Origin of the sequence: Pseudomonas sp. KBN12P06040, from assembly GCF_037574965.1 — a bacterium.
Classification (GTDB): Bacteria; Pseudomonadota; Gammaproteobacteria; order Pseudomonadales; family Pseudomonadaceae; genus Pseudomonas; species Pseudomonas aeruginosa.
This window is the reverse complement of record NZ_JBBELS010000001.1, coordinates 174,909-200,202: the sequence shown is the minus strand read 5'-3', so window position 1 is coordinate 200,202 and position 25,294 is coordinate 174,909. Positions and strand designations below refer to the sequence as shown.

Genomic DNA, 25,294 nt, shown 5'->3' with positions numbered 1-25,294 from the left:
CGGCGGTTCGGCTCAGGCCAGGGCGTCGCGCAGCGCCGGGCGCTTGCGCCAGCGTCCGTGCAAACGTGGGCGGTAGAGGATCAGCACGTCACAGGCGAGGAGGAAGAACAGCATCATCCCCTGGAACAGCCCGGTCAGCGCCAACGGCAGGTTGAGGCTCATCTGCGCGGCCTCGCCGCCGAGGTAGAGCAACGCCATCAGCAGGCTGGCGCAGAGGATGCCGAACGGATTGAGACGGCCGAGAAAGGCCACGGTGATCGCCGCATAGCCGTAGCCCGGCGAGACCTGCGGCACCAGTTGGCCGATCGGCCCGGCGACCTCGCAGACGCCGGCCAGGCCTGCCAGCGCGCCGGAGAACAGCAGCACGAACCAGACCAGGCGCTTCTCGCGGAAACCGACGAAACCGGCGGCGCGGCGGTCGAGGCCGAGCACGCGGACCTGGAAACCGAGGAAGCTGCGCTGCGCCAGCACCCAGACCGCCGCCAGCGCCAGCAGGCCGAACAATGCGCCAAGGTGCACCCGGCTGTCCTCGAACAGCGCCGGCAGGCGGCTGGCCTCGCCGAACAGCGCCGACTGCGGGAAGTTGAAGCCATCCGGGTCCTTCAACGGCCCGTGCACGCCGTACAGCAGCAGGTTCAGCGCGATGTAGTTGAGCATGATGGTGGTCAGGATCTCGTTGGCGTTGAAGCGCGTTCGCAGCCAGGCGGCGAACCCGGCCCAGAGCGCCCCGGCAGCGGTGCCGGCGAGCAGCACCCAGGCCAGCGCCCAGCGGCTCTGCCAGTCGAGCAACTGGATCGCCACCGCGCTGCCGGCCAGGGCGCCGACCAGCAACTGGCCCTCCGCGCCGATGTTCCACACGCGCGCCTGGTAGGCCAGTGCCAGGCCGAGGGCACAGAGCAGGATCGGCATGGCCTTGACCAGCAGCTCGCCGAGCCCATAGAGGTCGCTGACCGGCTGTACCAGCACGGTATGCAGGGTCTGCCAGGGATCGTGGCCGAGACAGGCGAACAGCAGCGCGCCGCAGACCAGGGTCAGCAACCCCGCCAGCAGCGGAGAGGCCAGCAGCATCCAGCGCGACTGCCGGCCGCGCGGTTCCAGGGACAACAGCATCACAGGCTCCCTTGGGCAACGGCGCCGGCGACCGCCGCCGGCGCCTCGAATTGACCGGCCATCCAGCCGCCGACCTGCTGCGGCGAAGCGCTCGCGGTGGCGATCGCCGGGCACAGCCGACCCGAACACAGCGCGGCGATGCGGTCGCTGAGCAGGAACAGCTCGTCGAGGTCCTCGGAGACCATCAGGATCGCCGTACCGGCATCGCGCAAGGCGATCAGCGCGCGGTGGATCAGCGCCGCCGCGCCGACGTCCACGCCCCAGGTGGGATGCGCCGCCACCAGCAGGCGCGGGGCCTGGAGGATCTCGCGGCCGAGGATGAACTTCTGCAGGTTGCCGCCGGAAAGGCTGCGTGCCGGCGCCCCGGCACCCGGGGCCTTCACGGCGAAACGGCGGATGATCTCCTCGGCCAGCGCCAGCACCTTGCGCCGCCGGACCAACCCGCGCCTCACCAGGCCCTGCTGGAAGGCGGTGAGCAGCGCATTGTCCGCCAGGCTCATCTCCGGCACCGCGCCGTGCCCCAGCCGCTCGGCGGGCACGAAGGCCTGGCCGGCGCGGCGCCGCGCATCCGGCGCCAGGTGCGCGCCGGCGCAGCCGCCGAGGCGGATGCGCTCGGCCTGGGCGCGCGGCAGGCGCACTTCGCCGCTGAGCAGGGCAAGCAACTCGTCCTGGCCGTTGCCGGCGACCCCGGCGATACCGAGGATCTCGCCGCTGCGCACCTCCAGGTCGAGGCCGGCGAAGGACACGCCGAAGGGGTCCGGGTTGCGCCAGTGCAGGTCGCGCACCTGGAGGAAAGGCGCGCCGCCGGTGACCTTCGGATACTCCGCCGCCAGGCCCTCGGCGTCGCCCACCATCAGCCGCGCCAGCTCGAGATCGGAACATTGCGCCGGCACGCACTGTCCGGCCACCCGTCCGCCGCGCAGCACCGTGGCGCGCTGGCAGAGCGCACGGACCTCGGCCAGCTTGTGGCTGATGAAGAGGACACTGCAACCCTCCTCCGCAAGACGGCGCAGGGTGACGAAGAGATCCTCGGCCTCGCGCGGGGTCAGCACCGAGGTCGGCTCGTCGAGGATCAGCAGGCGGATGTCCTGCATCAGGCAGCGCACGATTTCCACCCGCTGGCGCTCGCCGATGGACAGCCCATGGACCAGCCGGCGAGGCTCCAGCGGCATGCCGTAGCGCTGCGACACCTCGCGAATACGCGCCTCCAACCGGCGCGGGCTGCCCGCCTCGGCGCCGAGGGCGAGCGCGATGTTCTCCGCCACGCTGAGCGTCTCGAACAGGGAGAAATGCTGGAACACCATGCCGATCCCCAGCGCCCGGGCGCGAGCCGGGTCGCGCACCTGCACCGGCTCGCCCTGCCAGCGGATCTCGCCGGCATCGGGACGGGTCACGCCGTAGATGATCTTCATCAGCGTGCTCTTGCCGGCGCCGTTCTCACCGAGCAGGGCGTGGATCTCGCCGGCGTCGATGCACAGGTCGATGCGGTCGTTGGCCAGGCAACCCGGATAGCGCTTGCTGATCCCGCGCAGTTCGAGGCGCGGCGGCGCGAAGGAGGAAGGTGCGGACATGGCGGACCCGGTCGGTTGCTCGACGATGCCGCGGCCGGTGCAAATACCTGGCCAGGAGGTCAGGAAAGCCCTGGAACGCGGCTTGCGCCGGGAGCCACGGGCCAGGCTGCCGCGCCGAGCGGCACCAAGCCGGGGCACGCCTGGGACGCCGCGGCACATTTGCGGGCAACCCTGCGGCGCACCCGCGTGAGCATTTGTCGCAAAACAGTCATCACCACCTTGCTCACAGAGTTATCCACAGCGTGTCGGGAGCCCATCCGGGACCTTGGGAAGCCTCCCGCGCCGACCGTCCCGGCAATTTTCGCAACATCGGCGCTGGACAGAAAACAGCCAACCCGGCAGGTCATGAGCACGACCTGGCAAGGCATTTTTTCCAACACTTTGCCAACAGCTTTATCCACAAGATATCGACAGCCGTTCGGAGTAACCCGGCAGAACGACCTCTCCCGGCCAAGCCATGGCTCGGCCGAATCCCTGGGGCAGCCCCGGCGGCCCGCTTCCGGCATAGTTTGCCAACAGCTTTTCCACAGGAAACCCGCGGAACGGGAATGCCCGTGAAAATGTCTCCAGGACTTCCCCTTTAGACGCCATGATGCCCATGGATACTGGGTTTTCCGGCTTTCCAGGAAAGTCCGCGGCGATCGACGGAAGCATGCTCGGCGGCGCTATGGGTGGATCCGCTGTCCACAGTTTCGCGATGCACCGTCGTGGCGCATTCCACAGCACCTTTTCCCTGGCTCTTTCGCCAACCGGGAGAAATCCTGCGGCTCCGTCCAATGCCTTTCCCCCGACCGCCGAAGGCATTTTTTCAACGGGGAATGCGAACAGCTTTTCCACAGACAAACCCACAGAAGCGCCAGTTGCCGACCGGGCATTTCGCAAGGCGGATTCAAGGTGCCGGAACGCTTTCCGCGGATCGCCTGCCGGAAGCCAGATGGGCACATCCCGCAATGGCTCGTGCAATCTTTCCGCACACGCGCTACACACAGACTTATCCACAGCATGCGCACAGTGCATAATGGCGGAAGCGAGATCACGCGCCAAAGACGGGATATTTCCGTCGATTTCCCGGACTAAAGAGGCGAAAGCGCCGTTCCGGCAGCAGAGGAGATGAACGATGCAGTACCTGCTGGCAACTTCGTCCCCCCACTTGTCCTGCGCTCCGACCACGGCGGGAGCGCGATGAGCAGTTCGGCCCATCGCGGGCGGATCCTGCATTTCCTCGGCGACCCGGCGAAGCTCGGCGACAAGGCCTGGGAGTATTTCGAGGACGGCCTGCTGTGGATCGAACACGGCCACGTGCGCGCGCTCGATCACGCAGCCTACCTGCTGCCACAACTGCCCGCCAACCTGCCGCTGGAGGAGCATCCGCAGCGCCTGCTGCTGCCCGGCTTCGTCGATTGCCATGTGCATTACCCGCAACTCGGAGTGATCGCCTCCTACGGCACCCAACTGCTGGACTGGCTGGAAACCCACACCTTTCCCGCCGAGCAGCGCTTTGCCGATGCCGGCTACGCCGCCGCCCAAGCCGAGCTGTTCCTCGACGAACTGCTGCGCCACGGCACCACTACCGCGCTGGTGTTCGGCACGGTCCATGCGGTATCCGCCGAGGCATTCTTCCAGGCCGCGCAGAAGCGCCGCCTGCGGATGATCGCCGGCAAGGTGCTGATGGACCGCAACGCGCCGCCGGCGCTGTGCGATACCGCGGCCAGTGGCTACGCCGAGAGCCGCGCGCTGATCGAGCGCTGGCACGGCAACGGGCGCCTGCAATACGCGGTCACCCCGCGCTTCGCGCCGACCTCCTCGCCCGAGCAACTGGCCGCGGCGGCGCGCCTGCTGGACGAGTATCCCGGCGTCTACCTGCACACCCATCTTTCGGAGAACCTCAAGGAAGTCGCCTGGGTCGGCGAGCTGTTTCCCCAGGCGCAGGACTACCTGGACGTCTATCATCGCGCCGGCCTGGTCGGCGAACGCAGCGTGTTCGCCCATGGCATCCATCTCTCCGAACGCGAATGCCGCTGCCTGGCGCACAAGAACGCGGCGCTGGCGCACTGTCCCAGTTCCAACCTGTTCATCGGCTCCGGCCTGTTCGACCTTGGCCGCGCCCAGCAATACGGCATCCGCGTCGGCATCGGCAGCGACGTCGGCGGCGGCACCAGCCTGTCGCTGCTGGCCAACCTCGCCGACGCCTACAAGATCCAGCAATTGCGCGGCACCAGCCTCGATCCGTTCCAGGCGCTCTACCTGGCCACCCTCGGCGGCGCCAGGGCGCTCGACCTGGACGGCCTGGTCGGTAACTTCCTGCCCGGCCGCGAGGCCGACTTCGTCGCCCTCGACCTGGCCGCCACGCCGATGATCGCCCAGCGCATGGAGCATGCGCGCGGCCTGGCCGATACCCTGTTCGTGCTGAACACCCTGGGCGACGACCGCGCGGTGGCGGAGACCTGGGTGATGGGGGAGCGGCGCCATGCGAAGGGGTGAGAGCCTCTTTCCCGCGTTGGCTCGGCCCGTCGCTGCATGCCACCTCCTCGCGCCGTAGAGAAAAGGCGCCGTTCGGCGGGCAGCCGAAGCTCGCGTCACTCCATCCGCGCCCTCACGACACCGCCACCGCCTCCAGGAAGCGTTCCAGCACCAGGTTCGGCCGGCGTCCCTTGCGGGTCACGATGGTCAGCGCGATGGCGTAGTGGAAACGTTCCGGCAGCAGCGGCCGCAGCATCCCGGCGGCGACCCAGTCGGCGGCGTAGTGCGACGGCAGGTAGCCGATGAAGTTGCCGGTCAGGATCAGGAACGCCATGCCCTCGCGGTCCGAAGCGCTGGCGCTGTTGTTCAGCTCCTGGTGGCGCGCCTGGGCTTCGGCGGGCAGGCGGTAGCTGGGCGCCACGGCGTCCGCGGCGAGCACCTCGTCCACCGCGATATCACCGTCGGCGCGTTCGAACAGTGCGTGGCCGCGGCTGCAATAGAGCTGCGCGTGCTCGTCATACAGCGGCAGGTACTCGAGCCCCGACAGCGGACTGATCAACGGCACCACGCCGACATGCAGGTGACCGTCGAGCACGCCCAGTTCGATCTCGTTGGGGGTGGTCATGCCGATGTTGATCCGCACCTGCGGTCCCTGCCCCTTGAGCGCGCTGAGGGCGTGGGTGATGCGCATCTGAGGTAGGGTCACCAGGTTGTTGATGATGCCGATGTTGAGTTCGCCGCGCAGGTGCTGGTGCAGGTCGTTGACCTCGGCGCGGAACCCCTCCAGCGCCGCCAGCAGGGTCTGGGTCGCGCGATAGACCTCGCGGCCCTCGTCGGTCAGGGCGAAGCCGGCGCGGCCGCGCTGGCACAGGCGCATGCCCAGGCGCTTCTCCAGGTCGCCCATGTGCAGGCTGATCGCCGAGCGGCTGAGGCCGAGAGTGCTCTCGGCGGCGGAGAAACTGCCGCACTCGACGATGGTCTTGAAGATGCGCAGCAGGCGGATATCGAAATCGCTGACCTGGCCGAGCGACGGGTTGCGGGATTTGGCCATTATTGTTTTACCCAGTCGAAACTAAACGTGAGAAGAATAAGCTTTATCTAACCTTTCGTCAGGGCCAAGCTTGATCCCAACGCTCCGCCGCCGCGTGCGCGGAACCTTCCAACAAGAAAGCCCGAGGATCGAACGATGAACCAGCCGCTCAACGTGGCCCCGCCGGTTTCCAGCGAACTCAACCTGCGCGCCCACTGGATGCCCTTCTCCGCCAACCGCAACTTCCAGAAGGACCCGCGGATCATCGTCGCCGCCGAAGGCAGCTGGCTGACCGACGACAAGGGCCGCAAGGTCTACGACAGCCTGTCCGGCCTGTGGACCTGCGGCGCCGGCCACTCGCGCAAGGAAATCCAGGAGGCGGTGGCTCGCCAGCTCGGCACCCTCGACTACTCGCCGGGCTTCCAGTACGGCCATCCGCTGTCCTTCCAGTTGGCCGAGAAGATCGCCGGGTTGCTGCCAGGCGAACTGAACCACGTGTTCTTCACCGGTTCCGGCTCCGAGTGCGCCGACACCTCGATCAAGATGGCCCGCGCCTACTGGCGCCTGAAAGGCCAGCCGCAGAAGACCAAGCTGATCGGCCGCGCCCGCGGCTACCACGGGGTCAACGTCGCCGGCACCAGCCTCGGCGGGATCGGCGGCAACCGCAAGATGTTCGGCCAGCTGATGGACGTCGACCACCTGCCGCACACCCTGCAACCGGGCATGGCGTTCACCCGCGGGATGGCCCAGACCGGCGGCGTCGAGCTGGCCAACGAACTGCTCAAGCTGATCGAACTGCACGACGCCTCGAACATCGCCGCGGTGATCGTCGAGCCGATGTCCGGCTCCGCCGGCGTACTGGTGCCGCCGGTCGGCTACCTGCAGCGCCTGCGCGAGATCTGCGACCAGCACAACATCCTGCTGATCTTCGACGAGGTGATCACCGCCTTCGGCCGCCTGGGCACCTACAGCGGCGCCGAGTACTTCGGCGTCACCCCGGACCTGATGAACGTCGCCAAGCAGGTCACCAACGGCGCCGTGCCGATGGGCGCGGTGATCGCCAGCAGCGAGATCTACGACACCTTCATGAACCAGGCGCTGCCCGAGCACGCGGTGGAGTTCAGCCACGGCTACACCTACTCCGCGCACCCGGTCGCCTGCGCCGCCGGCCTCGCCGCGCTGGACATCCTGGCCAGGGACAACCTGGTGCAGCAGTCCGCCGAACTGGCGCCGCACTTCGAGAAGGTCCTGCACGGCCTGCAAGGCGCGAAGAACGTCATCGACATCCGCAACTGCGGCCTGGCCGGCGCGATCCAGATCGCCCCGCGCGACGGCGATCCGACCGTGCGTCCGTTCGAGGCCGGCATGAAGCTCTGGCAACAGGGTTTCTACGTGCGCTTCGGCGGCGATACCCTGCAATTCGGCCCGACCTTCAACGCCAGGCCGGAAGAGCTGGACCGCCTGTTCGACGCGGTCGGCGAAGCGCTCAACGGCATCGCCTGATGAGCGGCCGCCCGCAAGCCGTACCCACCGTGCAGGTAGACAACGCCGAGGTGATCGTGACCGAATGGCGCTTCGCCCCCGGCGCGGAAACCGGGCGCCACCGCCACGGACACGACTATGTGGTGGTACCGCTGACCGACGGCACGCTGCTGCTGGAAACCCCCGAGGGCGACCGCCACGCGCCGCTGGTCGCCGGACAGGCCTACTTCCGCAAGGCCGGCGTCGAGCACAACGTGATCAACGCCAGCGCACACGAAGTGGTCTTCGTCGAGACCGAGATCAAGTAATCCGCACCCGCTCCCCAGGGAGCGGGTAAAGGGAAAGGGCCACGGCCCTTTCGTCACCCCTAGCGAAGAGAGAACAAGACAAGATGGGCACCCTCCACCACCTGATCAACGGCGAAATGGTCGCCGACAACGGCCGCAGCGCCGACGTCTTCAACCCCTCCACCGGCGAAGCCATCCACAAGGTCCCGCTGGCCGACGGCAAGACCCTGCAGAAAGCCATCGATGCCGCCAGGGCCGCCTTCCCGGCCTGGCGCAACACCCCGCCGGCCAAGCGCGCACAGGTGCTGTACCGCTTCAAGCAACTGCTGGAGCAGAACGAGGCGCGGATTTCCAAGCTGATCAGCGAAGAGCACGGCAAGACCCTGGAAGACGCCGCCGGCGAACTCAAGCGCGGCATCGAGAACGTCGAGTACGCCTGCGCCGCCCCGGAAATCCTCAAGGGCGAGTACAGCCGCAACGTCGGCCCGAACATCGACGCCTGGAGCGACTTCCAGCCGATCGGCGTGGTCGCCGGGATCACCCCGTTCAACTTCCCGGCGATGGTGCCGCTGTGGATGTACCCGCTGGCCATCGCCTGCGGCAACACCTTCATCCTCAAGCCCTCCGAGCGCGACCCCAGCTCCACCCTGCTGATCGCCGAGCTGTTCCACGAAGCCGGCCTGCCGAAGGGCGTGCTGAACGTGGTGCACGGCGACAAGGAAGCCGTGGACGGCCTGCTCCAGGCGCCGGAAGTGAAAGCCATCAGCTTCGTCGGCTCGACCCCCATCGCCGAATACATCTATGCCGAGGGCACCAAGCGCGGCAAGCGCGTGCAGGCCCTGGGCGGCGCGAAGAACCATGCGGTGCTGATGCCCGACGCCGACCTCGACAACGCCGTCAGCGCGCTGATGGGTGCCGCCTACGGCTCCTGCGGCGAGCGCTGCATGGCGATCTCGGTGGCGGTATGCGTCGGCGACCAGGTGGCCGACGCGCTGATCGCCAAGCTGGTTCCGCAGATCAAGGCGCTGAAGATCGGCGCCGGCACTTCCTGCGGCCTCGACATGGGCCCGCTGGTCACTGCCGCCGCGCAGGCCAAGGTCACCGGCTACATCGACAGCGGCGTGGCCCAGGGTGCGGAGCTGGTGGTGGACGGCCGCGGCTACCAGGTCGCCGGCCACGAGAACGGCTTCTTCCTCGGCGGCAGCCTGTTCGACCGGGTGACCCCGGAAATGACCATCTACAAGGAAGAGATCTTCGGCCCGGTGCTGTGCGTGGTTCGCGTCAACAGCCTGGAAGAGGCCATGCAGTTGATCAACGACCACGAATACGGCAACGGCACCTGCATCTTCACTCGCGACGGCGAGGCCGCCCGCCTGTTCTGCGACGAGATCGAGGTCGGCATGGTCGGCGTCAACGTCCCGCTGCCGGTGCCGGTGGCCTACCACAGCTTCGGCGGCTGGAAGCGCTCGCTGTTCGGCGACCTCCACGCCTACGGCCCGGACGGCGTGCGCTTCTACACCCGGCGCAAGGCCATCACCCAGCGCTGGCCGCAGCGGGCCAGCCACGAGGCCTCGCAATTCGCCTTCCCCAGCCTCTGAAGGCTGACGACAACAGGCATGGTCGGTAACGACCATGCCTTTTTTCTTTTTCCGCAATCAGGAGTCCGCAACGTTCCACCGCCGTGAAACCTCACCCACGGCCGCACCCATGGCGTCGCCCACAAGGCGGCCCAGACCTTGCCCAAGAACAATTAAAGGGTCTCAACGATGTCCAAAGTCGTACTGGCTTCACAACTGCCGAACAAGCGCAACGCCTCGCTCGCGCCCGGCCTGAAACAACGCCACGTCACCATGCTGTCGATCGCCGGGGTGATCGGCGCCGGCCTGTTCGTCGGCTCCGGCCATGCCATCGCCGCCGCCGGCCCGGCCGCCCTGCTCGCCTACCTGATCGCCGGCACCCTGGTGGTGCTGGTCATGCGCATGCTCGGCGAAATGGCGGTCGCCTCCCCCGATACCGGTTCCTTCTCCACCTACGCCGATCGCTCCATCGGCCGCTGGGCCGGTTTCACCATCGGCTGGCTCTACTGGTGGTTCTGGGTGCTGGTGATCCCCCTCGAAGCGATCGCCGCCGCGGCCATCCTCAACGCCTGGTTCCCGGCCATCGACACCTGGATCTTCGCCCTCGCGGTGACCTTCCTGCTCACCGTCACCAACCTCTTCAGCGTGGCCCGCTACGGCGAGTTCGAATTCTGGTTCGCGCTGCTCAAGGTGATCGCCATCATCGCCTTCATCGTGCTCGGCGCGGTGGCCATCGTCGGCGGCCTGCCGGAACGCGAGGTCAGCGGCCTGTCCAGCCTGATGGCGAGCCACGGCGGCTTCGTGCCGAACGGCTACGGCGCGGTGCTCGGCGCCCTGCTGACGACCATGTTCAGCTTCATGGGCACCGAGATCGTCACCATCGCCGCCGCCGAGTCCAAGGACCCGGCGAAGCAGATCACCCGCGCCACCAACTCGGTGATCTGGCGGATCGGCCTGTTCTACCTGGTGTCGATCTTCATCGTGATCTCGATCGTGCCGTGGAACGACCCGCTGCTGATCCAGGTCGGCTCCTACCAGCGCGCCCTGGAGCTGCTGGACATCCCGCACGCCAAGCTGATCGTCGACCTGGTGGTACTGGTCGCCGTGGCCAGCTGCCTGAACTCGGCGATCTACACCTCGTCGCGGATGGTCTTCTCCCTGGCCAAGCGCGGCGACGCCCCGAGCGTGCTCAAGCTGACCAACACCGCCCACGTACCACGCCCGGCGGTGCTGGCCAGCACCGCGGTGGGCTTCCTCACCACCATCGTCAACTACTTCGCGCCGGAGAAGGTCTTCACCTTCCTCCTCGCCAGCTCCGGCGCCGTGGCGCTACTGGTGTACCTGGTGATCGCCGTGGCCCAGTTGCGCATGCGCAAGCAATTGCAGGCCAGCGGCCAGCCCATCGAGTTCCGCATGTGGCTATATCCCTGGCTGACCTGGGCGGTGATCCTGTTCATCGTCGCCGCGCTGAGCATCATGCTGATCATGCCGGAGCACCGTCACGAGGTGTTCGCCACCGCTCTGCTGACGATCTTCACCGTCTGCCTCGGGCTGCTCAACGCGCGACGCAAGCCGCGCCTCGGCGAGGACTACGCCGGGAAGACGGCGCGGGTCTGAGTCCACCACCGGGAGAAGAACCCAGACAGCCCTCCAAAGAAAAGCCCGGCCAATGGCCGGGCTTCTTCAGGCAAGGTCGTCTCAGACCTTCCTGACGAATTCCGATTTCAGCTTCATCGCGCCAATGCCGTCGATCTTGCAATCGATGTCGTGGTCGCCGTCCACCAGGCGGATGTTCTTCACCTTGGTGCCGACCTTCACCACCAGCGAGGAGCCTTTCACTTTCAGGTCCTTGATCACGGTGATGGTATCGCCGTCCTGGAGAACGTTGCCCACCGAATCCTTGATCACCTTGCCATCATCGGACGCCGTAGCGGCCTCGTTCGGCGACCATTCATGGGCGCACTCCGGGCAGACCAGCAGCGCACCATCCTCGTAGGTGTATTCGGAGTTGCATTGGGGACAGGGCGGCAGCGTGCTCACGGCATTCTCTCTTCAGCAGGGGAACGAAAACCGCAGATTATATAGGGTTTATCGCTCCCTGCCGAACCGCCTCAGAGCCCCTTGGTCTTCGGCGCGCCGACGGCCGGCCCGGAGAAGTCGAGGGTGCCCTTTTCGCTGAAGCGCACGGTGCCGAACAGGCCTCCGGCGAGCTTGCCCTTCACCACGTAGGGCATGCCCCGGGTCGGCGCGTTGTTGCTCAGGCCCCAGGCCTGGCGGAAGGCGGAAAAGGCGGAGACGGTCAGCGGCACGCTCACCACCCGCTCGCCGAAGCGCGGCACCTCGCCGGTCTGGTCGCTGACGCCGCTGGCCAGGGGCTGGCCGTTGACGTCGAGGTCGAGGGCGATGCCGTTGTATTCGATCGGCTCGTCGTTGGGGTTCTGTACCCGCAGCTTGACCATGAAGCGCATCTCCATGCCTTGCCCCGGCAGGGGTTCCAGGCCGACCAGGTCGATACGCAACGGATCGCGCTGGCCGAAGGTGCTGCAGGCGCTCAACAGGACGCCCAGGCACAGGGCCGGCAGCAGGCGGCCGAGGTTCGCAGGCAGGCGCATGGGTTCTCCTCCTTGGGTCGAATGTGCGCCCATGGTGCCACAGCCGCTAGAATTCGCCGCGCAGCCGATCCGGCTGCGCCAATGGACAAAGGACATGCCCATGCCTACACGCGTTCTGCGCGGCCTCGTCGCCGCCCTCCCACTGTTCCTCGCCGCCTGCTCGGACTCCGCTCCGTCCAGCGAGGAGATCGCCCGCCTGCTCGCCGAGCGCGGCTTCGACAAACCCGCCTGCGCCAGCTCCACCCTGTTCAAGACCTTCCCGGTGACGCTCTCCGACAGCTTCTCCGGCCCCGGCCCGGCGAAAGGCAACGCTGCGGTCTACGACGCGCTGGTCGGCGTCGGCCTGCTGCGCCGCGACGGCGATTCCTACGACCTCACGCCCGCCGGCCGCGAGGACTACAAGCCCGAGTCGAAGGCCTTCTGCTACAGCAGCGGCTTCGACGTCAGCGTCCGTTCGGTGGACCCCGCCAAGCCCGACGACTACGGCCCGGCCGTGGAAAAGGGCTGGTTGGTCACCGTCGAGGTCAAGCCACGCGAAGTGAAGGACTGGGCGAAGAACCCCGAGGTGCTCAAGCAGGCCAGCCTGACCACCCTGCAACAGATCACCCAACCGCAGGTCGGCCAGGTCTCGCTGGTCAAGCCACGCGGCGAGGAAGGCTACAAGCTCGTCAACACCCGCTTCTCGCCCAGGCAGGGCTTCCACTTCAACCAGGCCTGGTAATCCCGCGCCACCCTTCCGCCCGCCCCGCTCGGGGCGGGCTCCTCATTCAACCCACTGATCGATAAAGGTTTTTTCGTCGGACGAAACAGCCTGGCGATTGCTCGCCCGAGGGCTTTCGTATACATTCGTTTTCACTGTAAACACCGTATACAACGAAAACGAAGCTGATCAGAAAATGAGCACCGTAGTCTCGTTCCGCGCCGATGACGCCCTGGTCGCGGCCCTCGACGAACTGGCCCGCGCCACCCACCGCGACCGCCCGTATCACCTGCGGCAGGCGCTCGCGCAGTACCTGGAAAGGCAGCAGTGGCAGGTCGCTGCCATCGATGAAGGCTTGGCCGATGCCAATGCCGGTCGCCTGCTGGAACACACCGAGATCGAGAAGCGCTGGGGGCTGCAATGAGCCTGAAGTGGACCCGCAAGGCGGCCGCCGACCTGGACGCCATCTACGACCATTACGTCGTGCTGATCGGCCCGGAAAAAGCCCTGAAAGCCGTCCAGGACATCGTCGAGCAGGTGAAACCGCTGCAGCAGGTGGCCAACCAGGGGGCAGGGCGGCCCAGCGAGGTGCCAGGCGTACGCACCCTGAACCTGGAGCGCTGGCCGTTCAGCGCCCCGTTTCGGGTAAAAGGCAAGGAAATCCAGATTTTGCGCATCGACAGGGTCGAAATTACCCCCTAAAAGTGGTCACATGGTTACAAGATGTTTCAAAACGAATATTTACCTTGACTTGTACGTAGTTACTTATTTCGGACAGAACATCCATAACTCACAAGAAATGGACATTTTTCGACCAGATAAATGAGAGCGAACAACTTGCGACCACTGCAACCTGATTAGTTCTTTAACTGACTTATGCTTCGCTCCCATACGCATCCGTATTTTTCCGAAACCCGACGACCTCGCCCGCTGGGCATGCTTTCTCGCGCTTTTTCCGGTGATTTTTCCCCAGACGCAGTCTCCCGCAAGGAGGAACCGGCATGGATTCGCTGAAAGGCATGGCGATCTTCGCCACTGTGGTGGACAAGGGCTCGATGGCAGCCGCGGCCCAGAGCCTGGGCATGACCCCTTCGGCAGTCAGCCAGCAGATCCGCAAGCTGGAGAGCCGCGCCCAGGTCACTTTGCTGCATCGCACCACCCGCCGGCTGACCCTGACCGAGGCCGGCGAGGCGTTCTATCGCAGTTGCGCGCAGATGCTGGCGATCGCCGAGGAAGCCGAGCGGCGGCTTGGCGAATGGCGCGATGCGCCGGTGGGCGAGTTGCGCCTGGCGGCGCCGGTGGGGTTCTCCGGCACGCTGATCACCCAGGCGCTGAAACCGTTGCTGGAGAACCACCGCCAGTTGCGCCTGCAACTGTTCTTCCAGGACGAGCGCATCGATCTGGTCGCCGAGCGCATCGACCTGGCGATCCGCGTCGGCAATCTCGCCGACTCCAGCCTGGTGGCGCGCCACCTCGGCGACTGGAGCAGCGTGCTCTGCGCGGCGCCGGCCTATTTGCGCCAACGGGCGCCCATCAACCGTCCGGAGCAGTTGAGCGAGGTCGACTGGATTTCCCTGAACACCTCGAACCACCTCAACCACCTGACGCTCAGCGGGCCGGGCGGGGAAGTCTGCAAACTGCGCCTGGAGCCACGGGTGGCCGCCAACGGGATGCTCGCGGTGCGTCAGTTCACCCTCGACGGACTCGGCGTGTCCTACCAGCCGCTGCCGGAGGTGCGCGACGCGCTGAACGACGGGCGCCTGCAACAGCTATTGCCGGAGTGGAGGATTCCCGGGCTCGGCATCTATGCGGTGACGCCACGGCGAGAGGCCCAGCCGGCCAAGGTGAAGGTCGCCATCGAGGCGCTGCGGCGAGCGTTCGCCACGGACGGGGATGAGCGCTGGAGCTGACCGACGGACTGCCGGCCAGCTCCAGGTACCGTCAGGAGAAGCGGCCGAGGGTCAGGGTGACCTCGCCGATGTCCGTGCCCGTGGCGTTGCCGCCGCTGGTGATGCCGGCATAGTCCGCCGATGCCGGCGTGAAGCCCCAGGTGTTGGTGGCGCCGGATTTCCACGGGTCATCCCAGCTGAAGGTGCCCATCTTGGTGTTGCCGTCGTAGCAGTCGAAGCTGCCCTGGGTGCCGGACGAAGCGTTCTCCCGTCCGCAGGAGGCGATCCATTGCGGGCTGCCGGCCTGCACGTTCATGCTGCTGACTTCCTCGGTGGAAATCTCGTCGTCCTTGTTGGTGTAGCGGTAGAACTTGCCCCATTGCAAGGTGGCGTTGCGGATGCCCACCGTGCCGATGGATTTGGATACCACGACCTTCACTGCGATCCATTCTGCGTATGCCATGTCGATCTCCGTTAACCATGCGTTCACAGCTTCCTGTAGGACGTCACGGACAGGACCGGGCGCTCACAACGGACCCTTGGCTACTTCGACCAGCACGGCGCCATCCCTGACCCGCTTCACTATAGGCTGGCCACCAGCCACCACCGCCTGCCAGATCTGGTAGGCGGCGGCCGGGGAGGTCAGGCCCTCCGGCGTTTTTCCCCGCGAGGGGCCTTCATGCCGAATGCCTCGCGCAGGTCGGTGGTGGGTGGCGGCAGGAAGCGCATGCGGGCGAACAGGCCTCGCAGGTAAGCGTCCATCAGCGCAGCCGCCGTCGCGCTGTCGCCGTCCTCCAGGGCATCGAGCAGGGCGCGCTGCGCGGCGCAGGCCTCGGCGGTATAGACCGCCCCCTTGTTCAGCGCGATGTCCAGCGAGGCGCGTGCCACCAGGCCACGGACGAAACCCTGCAGCAAGGGATTCTCGGTCAGTTCGGCCAGGCGCAGGTGGAAACGCCCGGCGAGACGGATCAGCCCGGCGCTGTCGCGGGCCGCGAGGCAAGCCTGCTCCTCGTCGACCAGCGCCCGTAGCTCGGCAAGGGCGGCGGGATCCAGCCCCGCGGGCAGTTGCCGCACCACTTCGCTTTCCACCAGCAGGCGCGCGTCCAGCACCTGCCGCGCCTGGCGCTCGTCCGGGCGGGCGACGCTGGCGACCTCCTTCGGCGGCATCACCACCGCGCCGTCCTCGGCGAGACGGGTGAGGGCACGCTGGATGGTGCCGTTGCTGACCCGGAAGATCTGCCCGAGGGTTTCCTTGCTCAGCTTGGCGGCCGGCGCCAGGCGCTTTTCCAAGATCGCCGTGTAGATGCTTTCGTAGACGAAATGGCTGGTGGGGCGCAGCGCGGCGCCCTGCTGGGTACGTGCGTCGAATCCGACCATGTTCACACCTGTCGAGTCGTGCTTGTGGGCCTTCGCAGGCCGCGGACGAAAGCCGTCCGGGTGCCGCGACGGTCCCGGGTTGGAACCCTGGCGCGGGCGATCAGACCTGCGGCAAGCGCAGGTCGATGTTCAGGCGCGCGCCTTCGTTGAGGATGTGCTGGCGCATCGCCTGGCTCGCCCGCTCGCTGTCGTGCTGGCGGATCGCACGGAGGATGGCGTCGTGTTCCTGGAGGATCTCCTCGGCGTATTCCGGCTGGCGGCGCACCAGGTTGTCGCTGCGTTCCAGGGCGCTGCCGATCTGTTCGGAAACGCTGAGGAAGATCGGGTTCGAGGTGAGCTTCACCAGGCGCCGGTGGAAGGCCGTGTAGGCCTCAACCAGAGCCTGCGGGTCGCCATCCTCGACCGCTTCGCGCAGGTCCAGCAGCAACAGCCGCAGTTCGCTGATCTCCGCCGCCCCGGCGCTCTGCGCGACGATGCCAACGATGAACGGCTCCAGCGCATAGCGCAGTTGCAGGACGTCTTCCATGGTCGCCTCGCCGGGCGCCGCGACCTCGCGCAGCGGCTCGCTGCGTTCGAGGACCATCACGCCCTTGCCCGGCAGCGAACGGACCACGCCCAGGGTCTCCAGGACCATGATCGCCTCGCGCAGGCTCGGCCGGCTGATTTCCATCTGCTCAGCCAGCTCGCGCTGGCCGGGCAACATCTGGCCGGCGACCCAGCGACCCTGCTCGATGGTGTCGAGCAGGCGCTGGGCAACCGCGTTGACCAGCTTGGACGAAGAAAACATGTCGCCTCCCTTTACTTGCCAATCGGACGTGCAACGCGCCTCGGCGCGTCAGCCATGCAGCTTGCCTTCCCCGGCCACCGCGCTGCGCTTGAGCGGCTCGCCGTCGGCCTTGGCCGGCGCCTCCAGGCGCCCGTCGAGTATGGCCTGCGCGCGCGGCATATCGATGTCGTTTTCCCAGCGGGCGATGGTCACGGTGGCCACGCAGTTGCCGATCAGGTTGGTCAGCGCGCGACCGATGCCCATGAACCAGTCCACCGAAAGCACCAGCACCAGGCCGGCCACCGGGATCGCCGGCACCGCGGTGAGGGTGGCGGCGAGGATCACCAGGGCCGAGCCGGGAATGCCGTGGGCACCCTTGGAGGTCACCAGCGAAACCAGCAGGATGGTGACCAGGTCGGTCATCGCCAGCGGCGTGCCGGTGACGTGGGCGATGAACACCACCGCCAGGGTCAGGTAGATCGAGAATCCATCGAGGTTGAACGAGTAGCCGGTGGGAATCACCAGGCCTACCGTGGAGCTGCGGATGCCCATGTGCTCGAGCTTGCGCATCACCTGCGGCAGCACCGCGTCGGAGGAGGCGGTGCCCATCACGATCATCAGCTCTTCGCGGAAGTAGCGCAGGAACGGCAGCATGCGCACCCCGGAGAGACGCAGGACGCTACCGAGCACCGCCATGACGAAGACCAGGCAGGTGGCGTAGAACACCAGCACCAGCGCGCCCAGGTGGCTGAGCGAGTCGACGCCGTAGCGGGCGGTGGTGAAGGCCACCGCGCCGAACACGCCGAGCGGTGCCAGGCGCACGATCATGCCCATGATGCGGAACACGATGTGGCTGAATTCGTTGATCAGGCGGGCCACGCCGCTGGCCTGCTCGCCGACCAGGTTCAGGGCGCTGCCGAACAGCACGGAGAACAGCAGGACCTGGAGGATGTCGTTCTCGGCGAAGGCGCTGAACACAGAGGTCGGGATCAGGCCCATGAGGAATGCCACGGGGCCATGGATTTCCTGGGTGCGCCCGGTATACAGGGCGACGTCGCCGGCGGGCAGTTCGTTGAGATGGATGTTGGCGCCGCTGCCCAGGCCCAGGCTGTAGGCGACCACCAGGCCGAGGACCAGGGCGATGGTGGTGAGGATTTCGAAGTAGATCACCGACTTCAGGCCGATGCGGCCGACCTTCTTCAGGTCGCCGGCACCGGAGATGCCGTTGACCACCACGCAGAAGACGATCAGTGCGATGAGCATCTTGATCAGCTTGATGAAGCCATCGCCCAGCGGCTTCATCTGCACGGCCAGGTCGGGAATGCCGACCCCGCAGATGACGCCTATCACCAGGCCAATCACGACTTGCAGGAATATCGAGCGGGAACAGCGCTTGATGAACATCGCAGGAGTCTCCATTCGGCGCTTCCATCGGGCCTCGCGGAGGCGGGCGATGAACGCATTTTTATTGTGGTATTACCGGTCTGACCAGTTCAGCCTATACGCAAAGAAGTCGGCCTGACAAGCCGCTATCGGTGGCCGCGACGAATGGCCAGGAACCACGGCACGCGCGGGCCGCAGCCGGGAGAAGGGCGCTCGGATGGCGCAAGGCGGCGGGCCAGAGCGGCTCGCCGCGGGGAAGGGGAGGTCAGCCGGCAAGGGCCTCGGCGACGAAATCGAGGCGATCCTGGCCGAAGAACAACTGGTCGCCGACGAAGAAGCTGGGCGCGCCGAAGACGCCGCGCCGCACCGCCTCTTCGGTGGTCGCCTTGAGCCCCTCCTTGACCTGCTCGTCGCCAACCAGGCGGAGGAACTCATCCGGATCGAACCCGGCCTCCGCCAACACCTGGGCGACCACCTCGGGCTTGCCGAGGTTCTGCTGTCGTACCCACAACGCTTCGAACACCGCTTTCAGGTAGGGATGGAACCCTTCGCCGCCGAGATAGCCCTGGGCGCCGCGCATCAGCGTCAGGGTGTTGATCGGGAAGGCCGGGTTGAAGGCCAGCGGCACGCCGTAGCGTTTCGCATAGCGCGCCAGGTCGTGGAGGGTGTAGCGCCCCTTGGCCGGCACCTCGATCGGCGAATGGTTGCCGGTGGCCTTGAACACGCCGCCCAGCAGCATCGGCCGCCAGGCGATGCTCGCGCCATGGGCGGCGGCGATGCGCGGCAGTTGGGTCCAGGCGAGGTAGGTGGTGGGACTGCCGAAGTCGAAGAAGAACTCGATTTGCTTGCTCATGCGTGGCTCTTTCCGTGGCGGGGATCAGAAGATTTCCATCCAGGGGCGCAGGTCCAGTTCGTGTACCCAGCAGTCGCGCGGCTGGCAGTGGATCTGCCAGTAGGTCTCGGCGATGTGCTCGGGATCGAGGATGCCGTCCTGCTCCTTGCGCTTGTACAGCTCGGGCAGGGTTTCGCGGATGAAGTCGGTGTCGATGGCGCCGTCGATGATCGGGTGGGCGACGTGGATGCCCTTCGGCCCCAGCTCGCGCGCCATACTCTGGGCCAGGGCACGCAGGGCGAACTTGGCGCCGGAGAACGCGGCGAAATGCGCGCGTCCGCGCAGCGAGGCGGTGGCGCCAGTGAAGATGATCGTTCCGCGCTGCCGCGGCAGCATCACCCGCGCCGCCTCGCGGCCGGTGAGGAAGCCGCCGAAGGCGGCCATCTCCCAGACCTTGCGATAGACCTGTTCGGTGGTTTCGGTGATCGGGAACCAGACGTTGGCGCCGACGTTGAAGATCACCGCCTCCAGCGCACCGACCTCACCCTCGATGCGGGCGAAGAGGTCGATCACCTGCTGCTCCTGGCGTGCGTCGCAGCCGCAGGCCAGGGCCTCGCCGCCTTGGTCGCGGATGGCCTGCACCAGCGGCTCCAGCTTCTCCGCGTTGCGCCGGGCGACGCACGCCACGTAGCCCTCGCGGGCGAACCGCCGGGCGATGGCGCCACCGGTGGCGTCGCCGGCGCCCATTACCAGAACCGCTTTGCGCTGGGTCATTGCAGAGGCCTCTCTTGTTAGTTCTTTTTTAGAACCCAATAGAGACGATAGTTAGTTCTTAAAAGGAACTTGTCAACTGGCAAGGGCTCGAGTGATATCCGCGCACCAATTACTCTGCCTGTCCCGGCCTGCCCGGCACGTCCTCTCCCTGAAGAGAGGGGACCGGTCGGCGGAGCCTGGTACGACAGCGTCCTTCCTGCCGTAACGCCATCGGCGTTTATCCGCCGATTCGCGTCGGCGGCCAGGCCTGGAACGCTCAGCCGCGCCGCAGCAGGCGCCCCTTCCAGAACAGCCCCTCGCGTACCGTCACGTCCCGCGCGTGCAGCGGCTCACCGCATTCGGAACAGACCAGCACGCCATGCATGTGCTGGCCGCAATGCTTGTGCACATGCTCGAGTGGCGGCCCCTCGACGCCGGCGAGGTGGCGGTCGCCCCAGTTCACCAGGGAAAGGATGGCCGGGTACAGTTCCATCCCTTTCTCGGTAAGCCGGTATTCCTCGCGCAGCGGCCTTTCCTGGTAGGGCACCTTGGCCAGTATCTCCGCTTCGACAAGGCGCTTGAGGCGGTCGGCGAGGACGTGGCGGGTCACGCCGAGGCTGCGCTCGAAGTCGTCGAAACGGCGCACGCCGAGAAAGCAGTCGCGCAATACCAGCAGGGTCCAGCGATCGCCGAGGATCGCCAGCACCCGCGCCAGCGAACAGGGTTGCTCGCTCAGTTCTTCCCAACGCATGAGACACCTCCAGCCGTTCGGCAAAGGATAGCCGCGTGGGTTCTGAAACGAAACCGACCGGCCACGCCTTTCCAGCGGCCCGCCGCCCATGGCATAACCGCGTTCCTGTCCCCTGTCCCGGAATCCCGACCATGTCGCTCGACTGGACCTGCAAGCACCACGCCGACCTCACCCTGAAGGAACTCTACGCACTGCTGCAATTGCGCACCGAGGTCTTCGTGGTGGAACAGAAATGCCCCTACCAGGAAGTCGACGGCCTCGACCTGGTCGGCGATACCCATCACCTGATGGCCTGGCGCGACGGCCAGTTGCTCGCCTACCTGCGCCTGCTAGACCCGGTTCGCCACGAGGGCCAGGTGGTGATCGGCCGAGTGGTCAGTTCCTCGGCCGCGCGCGGCCAGGGGCTCGGTCACCAGTTGATGGAACGCGCGCTGCAGGCGGCGGAGCGCCTCTGGCTGGACACCCCGGTATACCTCTCGGCCCAGGCCCACCTGCAGGGCTACTACAGCCGCTATGGCTTCGTCGCGGTCACCGAGGTCTACCTGGAAGACGACATCCCGCACATCGGCATGCGCCGGGCCTGAGGCCCGGAACGCCGCGGACGGTGGGGGGAGGGAAGGGAATCAGGCCTGCGGCTTGAGCACGCCGGGCAGTTGGGCTTCCAGCTTGGCGTTGTTCAGCGGCGCGCGGATGAAGCCGTGCTGCTCGCCGTCCGGGCCGATGATCACCAGGTTGCCGCTGTGGTCGACGGTGTAGTTGGGCTTGCTGGTGTCGGCGGGGATGTAGGGGATGCTCATGGCGTTGGCCAGCTTCTGGATGTTTTCCGGAGTGCCGGTGAGCCCCTGGAAGCCGGCGTTGAAGTAGCCCAGGTATTGCTTGATCTGCTGCGGCGTGTCGCGGTTCGGATCGACGCTGACGAATACCACCTGCAGGTCGTCGCGCACCTCCTGCGGCAGCTTGCCCTGCAATTCGCGGAGCTGGGCGAGGGTGGTCGGGCAGACATCGGGGCAGAAGGTGTAGCCGAAGAACAGCAGGTGCCAGCGACCCTTGAGACTGGCGGTGCTGACCGCCTGGCCGTCCTGGTTGGTGAACTCCAGCGCCGGCACCTTGCGCGTCTGCGGCAGGATCACGATGCCGGCGTCGAGCAGCACGGTGGGATCGGCCTGGCGCTGGGCGGTGAGCACCTTGTGCACGGTGAGGCCGAGGACCAGGGCGACCAGGGCGACGAGGACGAGGACGGTCTTGTTGACTCGAGTCATGGGTGGGCAAGGCTCTAGAGTGGGATCAGAGAAGCAGCTTCAGCGGCAGATAGTGGTCCACCAGCAGCGCCATGAACAGCAGGAACAGGTAGACGATAGAGTACTTGAAGGTCTTTATCGCCGCATGTGGCCGGCTGTCACAGTAGAGCGCCCAGGCCCAGTCGAGGAAGCGCGCGCCCAGGGCCAGGGCGCAGAGCAGGTAGACCAGCCCGCTCATGTGGATGACGAACGGCATCAGGCTTACCGCGAACAGCACCAGGGTATAGAGCAGGATGTGCAGCTTGGTGTAGCGCTCGCCGTGGGTCACCGGCAGCATCGGGATGTCGGCCTTGGCGTATTCGTCCTTGCGGTGGATGCATAGCGCCCAGAAGTGCGGTGGGGTCCAGGCGAAGATGATCAGTACCAGCAACAGCGGCTCGGCGCTCAGGTGGCCGGTGATGGCGACCCAGCCGAGCAGCGGCGGCGCCGCCCCGGCGAGCCCGCCGATGACGATGTTCTGCGGCGTGGCGCGCTTCAGGAAGCCGGTGTAGAGCGCCGCATAGCCGAGCAGCGAGGCGAGGGTCAGCCAGGCCGTCAGCGGGTTGGTGAAGGCCAGCAGCACGGCCATCCCGGCCAGCGCCAGGAGCAGCGCGAAGCCCAGCGCCATGCTCGGCGACACCCGGCCCTCGGCCAGCGGCCGCTTGTGGGTCCGCGCCATGATCGAGTCGATGCGCCGGTCCACCACATGGTTGACCGCCGCTGCCGCGCCGGCACAAAGGCCGATGCCGAGGTTGCCGAAGATCAGCACCTGCCAGGGCACGAAGCCATCCAGCGGCGCCTTGGTGGCGAGCAGCATGCCGATCAGCGAGGTGATCAGCATCAGCACCACGACCTTGGGCTTGGTCAGTTCGAGGAAGTCGCGCCAGGTCGGCTGGCTGTGGCGATCGATGACGGTGGCCATATCCTTACCTCCATCCTTCTGTCTGTCAGGCGGCCTTCAGCCGCGAACCTTGCGCAGGCGGCAGCGTGCGGCGCACGCGCTGCGGCGACGGTGCCGGCGCGCGGACGCTGGCCGGCGCGCGCAGGCGATAGTTGACCAGCACCAGGCTGAGCAGCAGCAGGGCGCCACCGCCGTTGTGCGCCACCGCCACCGGCAGCGGCAGGTGCAGCAGCACGTTGCTGATGCCCAGGCCGATCTGCAGCGACAGGCCGAGCAGCATCAGCGCGGTCGGCCAGACCAGGCCGCTGCGCTGCAGGCGCCAGGCGAGCAGCAGGAGGACCAGGGTCACGCACAGCGCGCCGATCCGGTGGGTCATGTGGATCGCCGTGCGCGCGTCGCTGTCGAGCTGGCCGCCGAGGTAGTTGGGGCCGATGTGCTGGGTCAGGTGGAAGCCGTTGGCGAAGTCCATCCGCGGCCACCACTCGCCATGGCAGGTGGGCAGGTCGATGCAGGCCACCGCCGCGTAGTTGCTGCTGACCCAGCCGCCGAGGGCGATCTGGCCGATCACCAGGAGCAGGGCCAGCCCCGCCAGGCCGCGGGTCGCCGCCGGGTAGCGCCGCGCCGCGAAGCGTCCGGAGAGGCGCAGGGCGAGGAGAAAGAGCAGTGCCAGGGTGGTGAAGCCGCCGAGCAGATGGGCGGTGACCACCTGCGGCCAGAGCTTGAGGGTCACCGTCCACATGCCGAAAGCGGCCTGCGCGATCACCACCGCGAGCAGCAGCAGCGGCAGCTTCAGCGGTTGGCCGTCGCGCCCGCGGCGGACCAGCGCATGCAAAGCCAGGCCAAGGATGAGCAGGCCGAGGGCGCCGGCGAAATAGCGGTGGATCATCTCGTTCCAGCCCTTCTGCGCCTCCACCGGGGCGTCGGGGAAGTGCAGTTCGGCGTGGGCCAGTTGCGCCTCGCTCAACGGCACGTGGACGAAGCCGTAGCAGCCTGGCCAGTCCGGACAGCCGAGGCCGGCGTGGGTCAGCCGGGTATAGGCGCCGAGCAGGACCACCACGGCGGCCAGCAGGGTCGCCAGCACGGCGACGGTGAAACCGGGTTTGCGGGTTGCGCCTGACATTCGCGGGCCCCTTTTTCTTGTCGTTCTGTCCTCATCGGGCCGGGAACCGCGCCGGCCACGCCGATCAACCGATATGCGAGAGCTTGAGCAGCAGTTGCACGTCCTTCAGCAACTTCTTGCCGTTGGCCTTGGCGTCGTAGCGCAGCACCAGGTTGCCGTGCGGGTCGACCACCCACAGCAGCGGCCGCTCGCCACCGCCGGCCTTGTCGTACAGGGCCGGGTCCAGGCCGTAGCGCTGCAGGCGCGGGTAGTCCTGCCTCACCAGGTTGGCGAAGGCCGCCGGCAGCTCGCCGCTGGCGGCCAGGGCGTGGCCGGCGCGCGAGGCTTCGCGGCCGAGGGCGATGTTGACCTGGCGGGCCAGGTAGACCAGTTGCTGGCAGTCCTCGCCGCAAGTGCCCGGCGCGGTCACCAGCAGTTGCCACTGCTCGCCCTGGCTGCGTCCCTGCACGCCGAGGTCGGCGGGGGTCTGGCCGTTGCCGATCAGCGCGCCGCTGTAGCTGCGCCCCTGCGGTACCCAGAAATTCCATTTGTACATGGCGCTGGCGAGCAGCATCGGCCCCACCACCAGGCCGATGATCGCCAGCAGTTGCAGGCGGCCACGGGCGCGGCGCGGACGTTCAGGCATCGGAATCGCGAGACTCATGGTTTTTCTCCCGTGCGCGGCGCACACCGAGGTAGAGGTAGAGGGCGAGCAGGGCCGTCGCCAGGGCGAACCACTGCACGGCGTAGCCGGTGTGCCGCTCCGGCGGCATCGAGACCACGGGCCAGTCGGTGTCGAAGCTGGCGTCGCCCGGTTCCAGGCGGATTTCCCAGGGCAGCCCGGCGCGACCGAAGGCCTGCCACAGCGCCGGGATGTCGAGCTGGGTCACCAGGCGCGGCCAGCCGCCGGCCGGCGCGTCGGCCAGGTGCAGGCCGCCGGGTGGCGGCAGGTAGGTCCAGGCATCGAGCAGGAGGACGCGGTCGGGGGTTTCCAGCGCCGGCGGCGAGCGTCGGTCAGTCCATGCGACCCAGCCGCGGTTGACCAGCAGCCAGAGGCCGCTGGCCTGGTCGTAGAAGGGTTGCAGCACCTCGACCCCGGCCTGCCCGTTGCGCAGCCGGTTATCCAGCAGCAGCGTATGCCGCTCGTCGAAGCGGCCGTGCAGGCGCACGCGGACGTACGCCGGGTCGCGCAGCCCCTCTAGCTGCCCGGGCGACACCGGCTCGGCGCCGCGCCGGGCCTCGTAGCTGGCCAGCAGGGCGCGCTTCTCGTCGGCCCGCTGCAACTGCCAGGTGCCCAGCCAGAGCAGCACCGGCAGCAGGCCGAGGACCACCAGGGTCGGCAGCAGGCCGGGGCGGAACGCGCCACGCATGCTGCGTCTGTCATTGCGTCCGGCCTCCCCGAGGCGCTGGCTATACTGCATGAATCCCCCCATCGCC

General features: G+C 67.1%; 27 protein-coding genes. 10 read left to right on the top strand and 17 right to left on the bottom strand.

Translation table 11 applies throughout. The features are described 5' to 3' along the window. Positions 1-12: 12 nt before the first annotated feature. Together VQ067_RS00925 and VQ067_RS00920 are read right to left on the bottom strand one after the other, a co-directional pair. Positions 13-1,110 (bottom strand): ABC transporter permease, encoded by a 1,098-nt coding sequence (locus VQ067_RS00925; protein ID WP_003083816.1) that lies wholly within the window; start codon positions 1,108-1,110, stop codon positions 13-15. After that, positions 1,110-2,681: an ABC transporter ATP-binding protein gene (locus tag VQ067_RS00920; protein ID WP_033990892.1), complete on the bottom strand. Its 1,572-nt coding sequence runs from the start codon at positions 2,679-2,681 to the stop codon at positions 1,110-1,112. The genes VQ067_RS00925 and VQ067_RS00920 overlap by 1 nt, the downstream gene beginning before the upstream one ends. A gap of 1,110 nt (positions 2,682-3,791) precedes the next feature. Here VQ067_RS00920 and guaD point away from each other — a divergent pair. Next, positions 3,792-5,162, top strand: coding sequence for a guanine deaminase (gene guaD, locus VQ067_RS00915; protein WP_074241149.1), 1,371 nt, complete (start codon positions 3,792-3,794; stop codon positions 5,160-5,162). A 112-nt stretch (positions 5,163-5,274) separates the two neighbouring features. On the opposite strand, the gene bauR is transcribed toward guaD, so the two are convergent. Next, positions 5,275-6,192: an HTH-type transcriptional activator BauR gene (gene bauR, locus VQ067_RS00910; RefSeq protein ID WP_003083805.1), complete on the bottom strand. Its 918-nt coding sequence runs from the start codon at positions 6,190-6,192 to the stop codon at positions 5,275-5,277. Between the two features lie 135 nt (positions 6,193-6,327). Between bauR and bauA the strand changes: the two genes are divergently transcribed. The 4 genes from bauA (at position 6,328) to gabP (ending at position 11,134) form a co-directional block, all read left to right on the top strand. Further along, entirely contained in the window at positions 6,328-7,674 is a 1,347-nt protein-coding gene (bauA, locus tag VQ067_RS00905; protein WP_003101231.1) for a beta-alanine--pyruvate aminotransferase, read from the top strand. Next, a complete protein-coding gene (gene bauB / locus VQ067_RS00900; RefSeq protein ID WP_003083790.1) occupies positions 7,674-7,961 on the top strand; it encodes a beta-alanine degradation protein BauB in 288 nt (95 codons plus the stop codon). Before bauA ends, bauB begins: the two co-directional genes overlap by 1 nt. Positions 7,962-8,044: 83 nt before the next feature. Then, complete coding sequence (locus VQ067_RS00895) at positions 8,045-9,538, top strand: CoA-acylating methylmalonate-semialdehyde dehydrogenase (protein ID WP_003101230.1); 1,494 nt, start codon at positions 8,045-8,047, stop codon at positions 9,536-9,538. A gap of 168 nt (positions 9,539-9,706) precedes the next feature. Next, entirely contained in the window at positions 9,707-11,134 is a 1,428-nt protein-coding gene (gabP, locus tag VQ067_RS00890) for a GABA permease (RefSeq protein ID WP_003083784.1), read from the top strand. Positions 11,135-11,215: 81 nt separating this feature from the next. Here gabP and VQ067_RS00885 read toward each other — a convergent pair whose 3' ends face one another. Both VQ067_RS00885 and VQ067_RS00880 read right to left on the bottom strand, forming a co-directional pair. After that, positions 11,216-11,557 carry a zinc ribbon domain-containing protein YjdM gene (locus VQ067_RS00885; protein ID WP_003101229.1) on the bottom strand — a complete coding sequence of 114 codons (342 nt, stop codon included), beginning with the start codon at positions 11,555-11,557 and terminating at the stop codon, positions 11,216-11,218. A 71-nt stretch (positions 11,558-11,628) separates the two neighbouring features. Next, a complete protein-coding gene (locus tag VQ067_RS00880; protein ID WP_003101228.1) occupies positions 11,629-12,129 on the bottom strand; it encodes an LEA type 2 family protein in 501 nt (166 codons plus the stop codon). Positions 12,130-12,229: 100 nt separating this feature from the next. On the opposite strand from VQ067_RS00880, the gene VQ067_RS00875 reads away from it, so the two are divergent. The 4 genes from VQ067_RS00875 to VQ067_RS00860 all read left to right on the top strand — a co-directional run bounded on the left by VQ067_RS00875 (position 12,230) and on the right by VQ067_RS00860 (position 14,739). Beyond that, positions 12,230-12,850 (top strand): hypothetical protein, encoded by a 621-nt coding sequence (locus VQ067_RS00875; protein WP_003101226.1) that lies wholly within the window; start codon positions 12,230-12,232, stop codon positions 12,848-12,850. 175 nt (positions 12,851-13,025) lie between these two features. Beyond that, positions 13,026-13,253, top strand: a complete 228-nt coding sequence (locus tag VQ067_RS00870; RefSeq protein ID WP_003083775.1) for a CopG family ribbon-helix-helix protein — start codon at positions 13,026-13,028, stop codon at positions 13,251-13,253. Then, positions 13,250-13,531: a type II toxin-antitoxin system toxin ParE gene (gene parE / locus VQ067_RS00865; RefSeq protein ID WP_031640969.1), complete on the top strand. Its 282-nt coding sequence runs from the start codon at positions 13,250-13,252 to the stop codon at positions 13,529-13,531. Before VQ067_RS00870 ends, parE begins: the two co-directional genes overlap by 4 nt. A gap of 299 nt (positions 13,532-13,830) precedes the next feature. Further along, on the top strand, positions 13,831-14,739 hold the full coding sequence (locus VQ067_RS00860; RefSeq protein WP_033990895.1) for a LysR family transcriptional regulator: 909 nt from the start codon (positions 13,831-13,833) through the stop codon (positions 14,737-14,739). 31 nt (positions 14,740-14,770) lie between these two features. Here the strand turns inward: VQ067_RS00860 and VQ067_RS00855 are convergent, their stop codons facing one another. The 7 genes from VQ067_RS00855 to VQ067_RS00825 form a co-directional block, all read right to left on the bottom strand. Beyond that, positions 14,771-15,181 (bottom strand): aegerolysin family protein, encoded by a 411-nt coding sequence (locus VQ067_RS00855; RefSeq protein ID WP_003110659.1) that lies wholly within the window; start codon positions 15,179-15,181, stop codon positions 14,771-14,773. A 179-nt stretch (positions 15,182-15,360) separates the two neighbouring features. Then, a complete protein-coding gene (locus VQ067_RS00850; RefSeq protein WP_003128333.1) occupies positions 15,361-16,095 on the bottom strand; it encodes a GntR family transcriptional regulator in 735 nt (244 codons plus the stop codon). Between the two features lie 100 nt (positions 16,096-16,195). Then, positions 16,196-16,882 carry a FadR/GntR family transcriptional regulator gene (locus tag VQ067_RS00845; protein WP_003083762.1) on the bottom strand — a complete coding sequence of 229 codons (687 nt, stop codon included), beginning with the start codon at positions 16,880-16,882 and terminating at the stop codon, positions 16,196-16,198. A gap of 48 nt (positions 16,883-16,930) precedes the next feature. Then, positions 16,931-18,280: a C4-dicarboxylate transporter DctA gene (locus VQ067_RS00840; RefSeq protein ID WP_003137006.1), complete on the bottom strand. Its 1,350-nt coding sequence runs from the start codon at positions 18,278-18,280 to the stop codon at positions 16,931-16,933. A 229-nt stretch (positions 18,281-18,509) separates the two neighbouring features. Further along, entirely contained in the window at positions 18,510-19,097 is a 588-nt protein-coding gene (locus VQ067_RS00835; protein WP_003083757.1) for a 2-hydroxychromene-2-carboxylate isomerase, read from the bottom strand. 24 nt (positions 19,098-19,121) lie between these two features. Then, on the bottom strand, positions 19,122-19,850 hold the full coding sequence (locus tag VQ067_RS00830) for an SDR family oxidoreductase (protein ID WP_033990896.1): 729 nt from the start codon (positions 19,848-19,850) through the stop codon (positions 19,122-19,124). A 256-nt stretch (positions 19,851-20,106) separates the two neighbouring features. Further along, on the bottom strand, positions 20,107-20,580 hold the full coding sequence (locus VQ067_RS00825) for a winged helix-turn-helix transcriptional regulator (RefSeq protein ID WP_003083753.1): 474 nt from the start codon (positions 20,578-20,580) through the stop codon (positions 20,107-20,109). Positions 20,581-20,711: 131 nt separating this feature from the next. On the opposite strand from VQ067_RS00825, the gene VQ067_RS00820 reads away from it, so the two are divergent. Continuing rightward, entirely contained in the window at positions 20,712-21,164 is a 453-nt protein-coding gene (locus VQ067_RS00820; protein ID WP_009314933.1) for a GNAT family N-acetyltransferase, read from the top strand. A 39-nt stretch (positions 21,165-21,203) separates the two neighbouring features. On the opposite strand, the gene senC is transcribed toward VQ067_RS00820, so the two are convergent. From senC to VQ067_RS00795, 5 genes are all read right to left on the bottom strand, one after another. Beyond that, positions 21,204-21,839, bottom strand: coding sequence for a cytochrome c oxidase copper chaperone SenC (gene senC, locus VQ067_RS00815; protein ID WP_003083748.1), 636 nt, complete (start codon positions 21,837-21,839; stop codon positions 21,204-21,206). A 25-nt stretch (positions 21,840-21,864) separates the two neighbouring features. Next, on the bottom strand, positions 21,865-22,779 hold the full coding sequence (gene cyoE / locus VQ067_RS00810; protein ID WP_003083746.1) for a heme o synthase: 915 nt from the start codon (positions 22,777-22,779) through the stop codon (positions 21,865-21,867). Between the two features lie 25 nt (positions 22,780-22,804). Continuing rightward, positions 22,805-23,878: a COX15/CtaA family protein gene (locus VQ067_RS00805; RefSeq protein ID WP_003115033.1), complete on the bottom strand. Its 1,074-nt coding sequence runs from the start codon at positions 23,876-23,878 to the stop codon at positions 22,805-22,807. A gap of 64 nt (positions 23,879-23,942) precedes the next feature. Beyond that, entirely contained in the window at positions 23,943-24,521 is a 579-nt protein-coding gene (locus VQ067_RS00800) for a hypothetical protein (RefSeq protein ID WP_003110655.1), read from the bottom strand. Beyond that, complete coding sequence (locus tag VQ067_RS00795) at positions 24,496-25,290, bottom strand: SURF1 family protein (RefSeq protein WP_074241147.1); 795 nt, start codon at positions 25,288-25,290, stop codon at positions 24,496-24,498. Before VQ067_RS00795 ends, VQ067_RS00800 begins: the two co-directional genes overlap by 26 nt. Between the last annotated feature and the right edge of the window lie 4 nt (positions 25,291-25,294).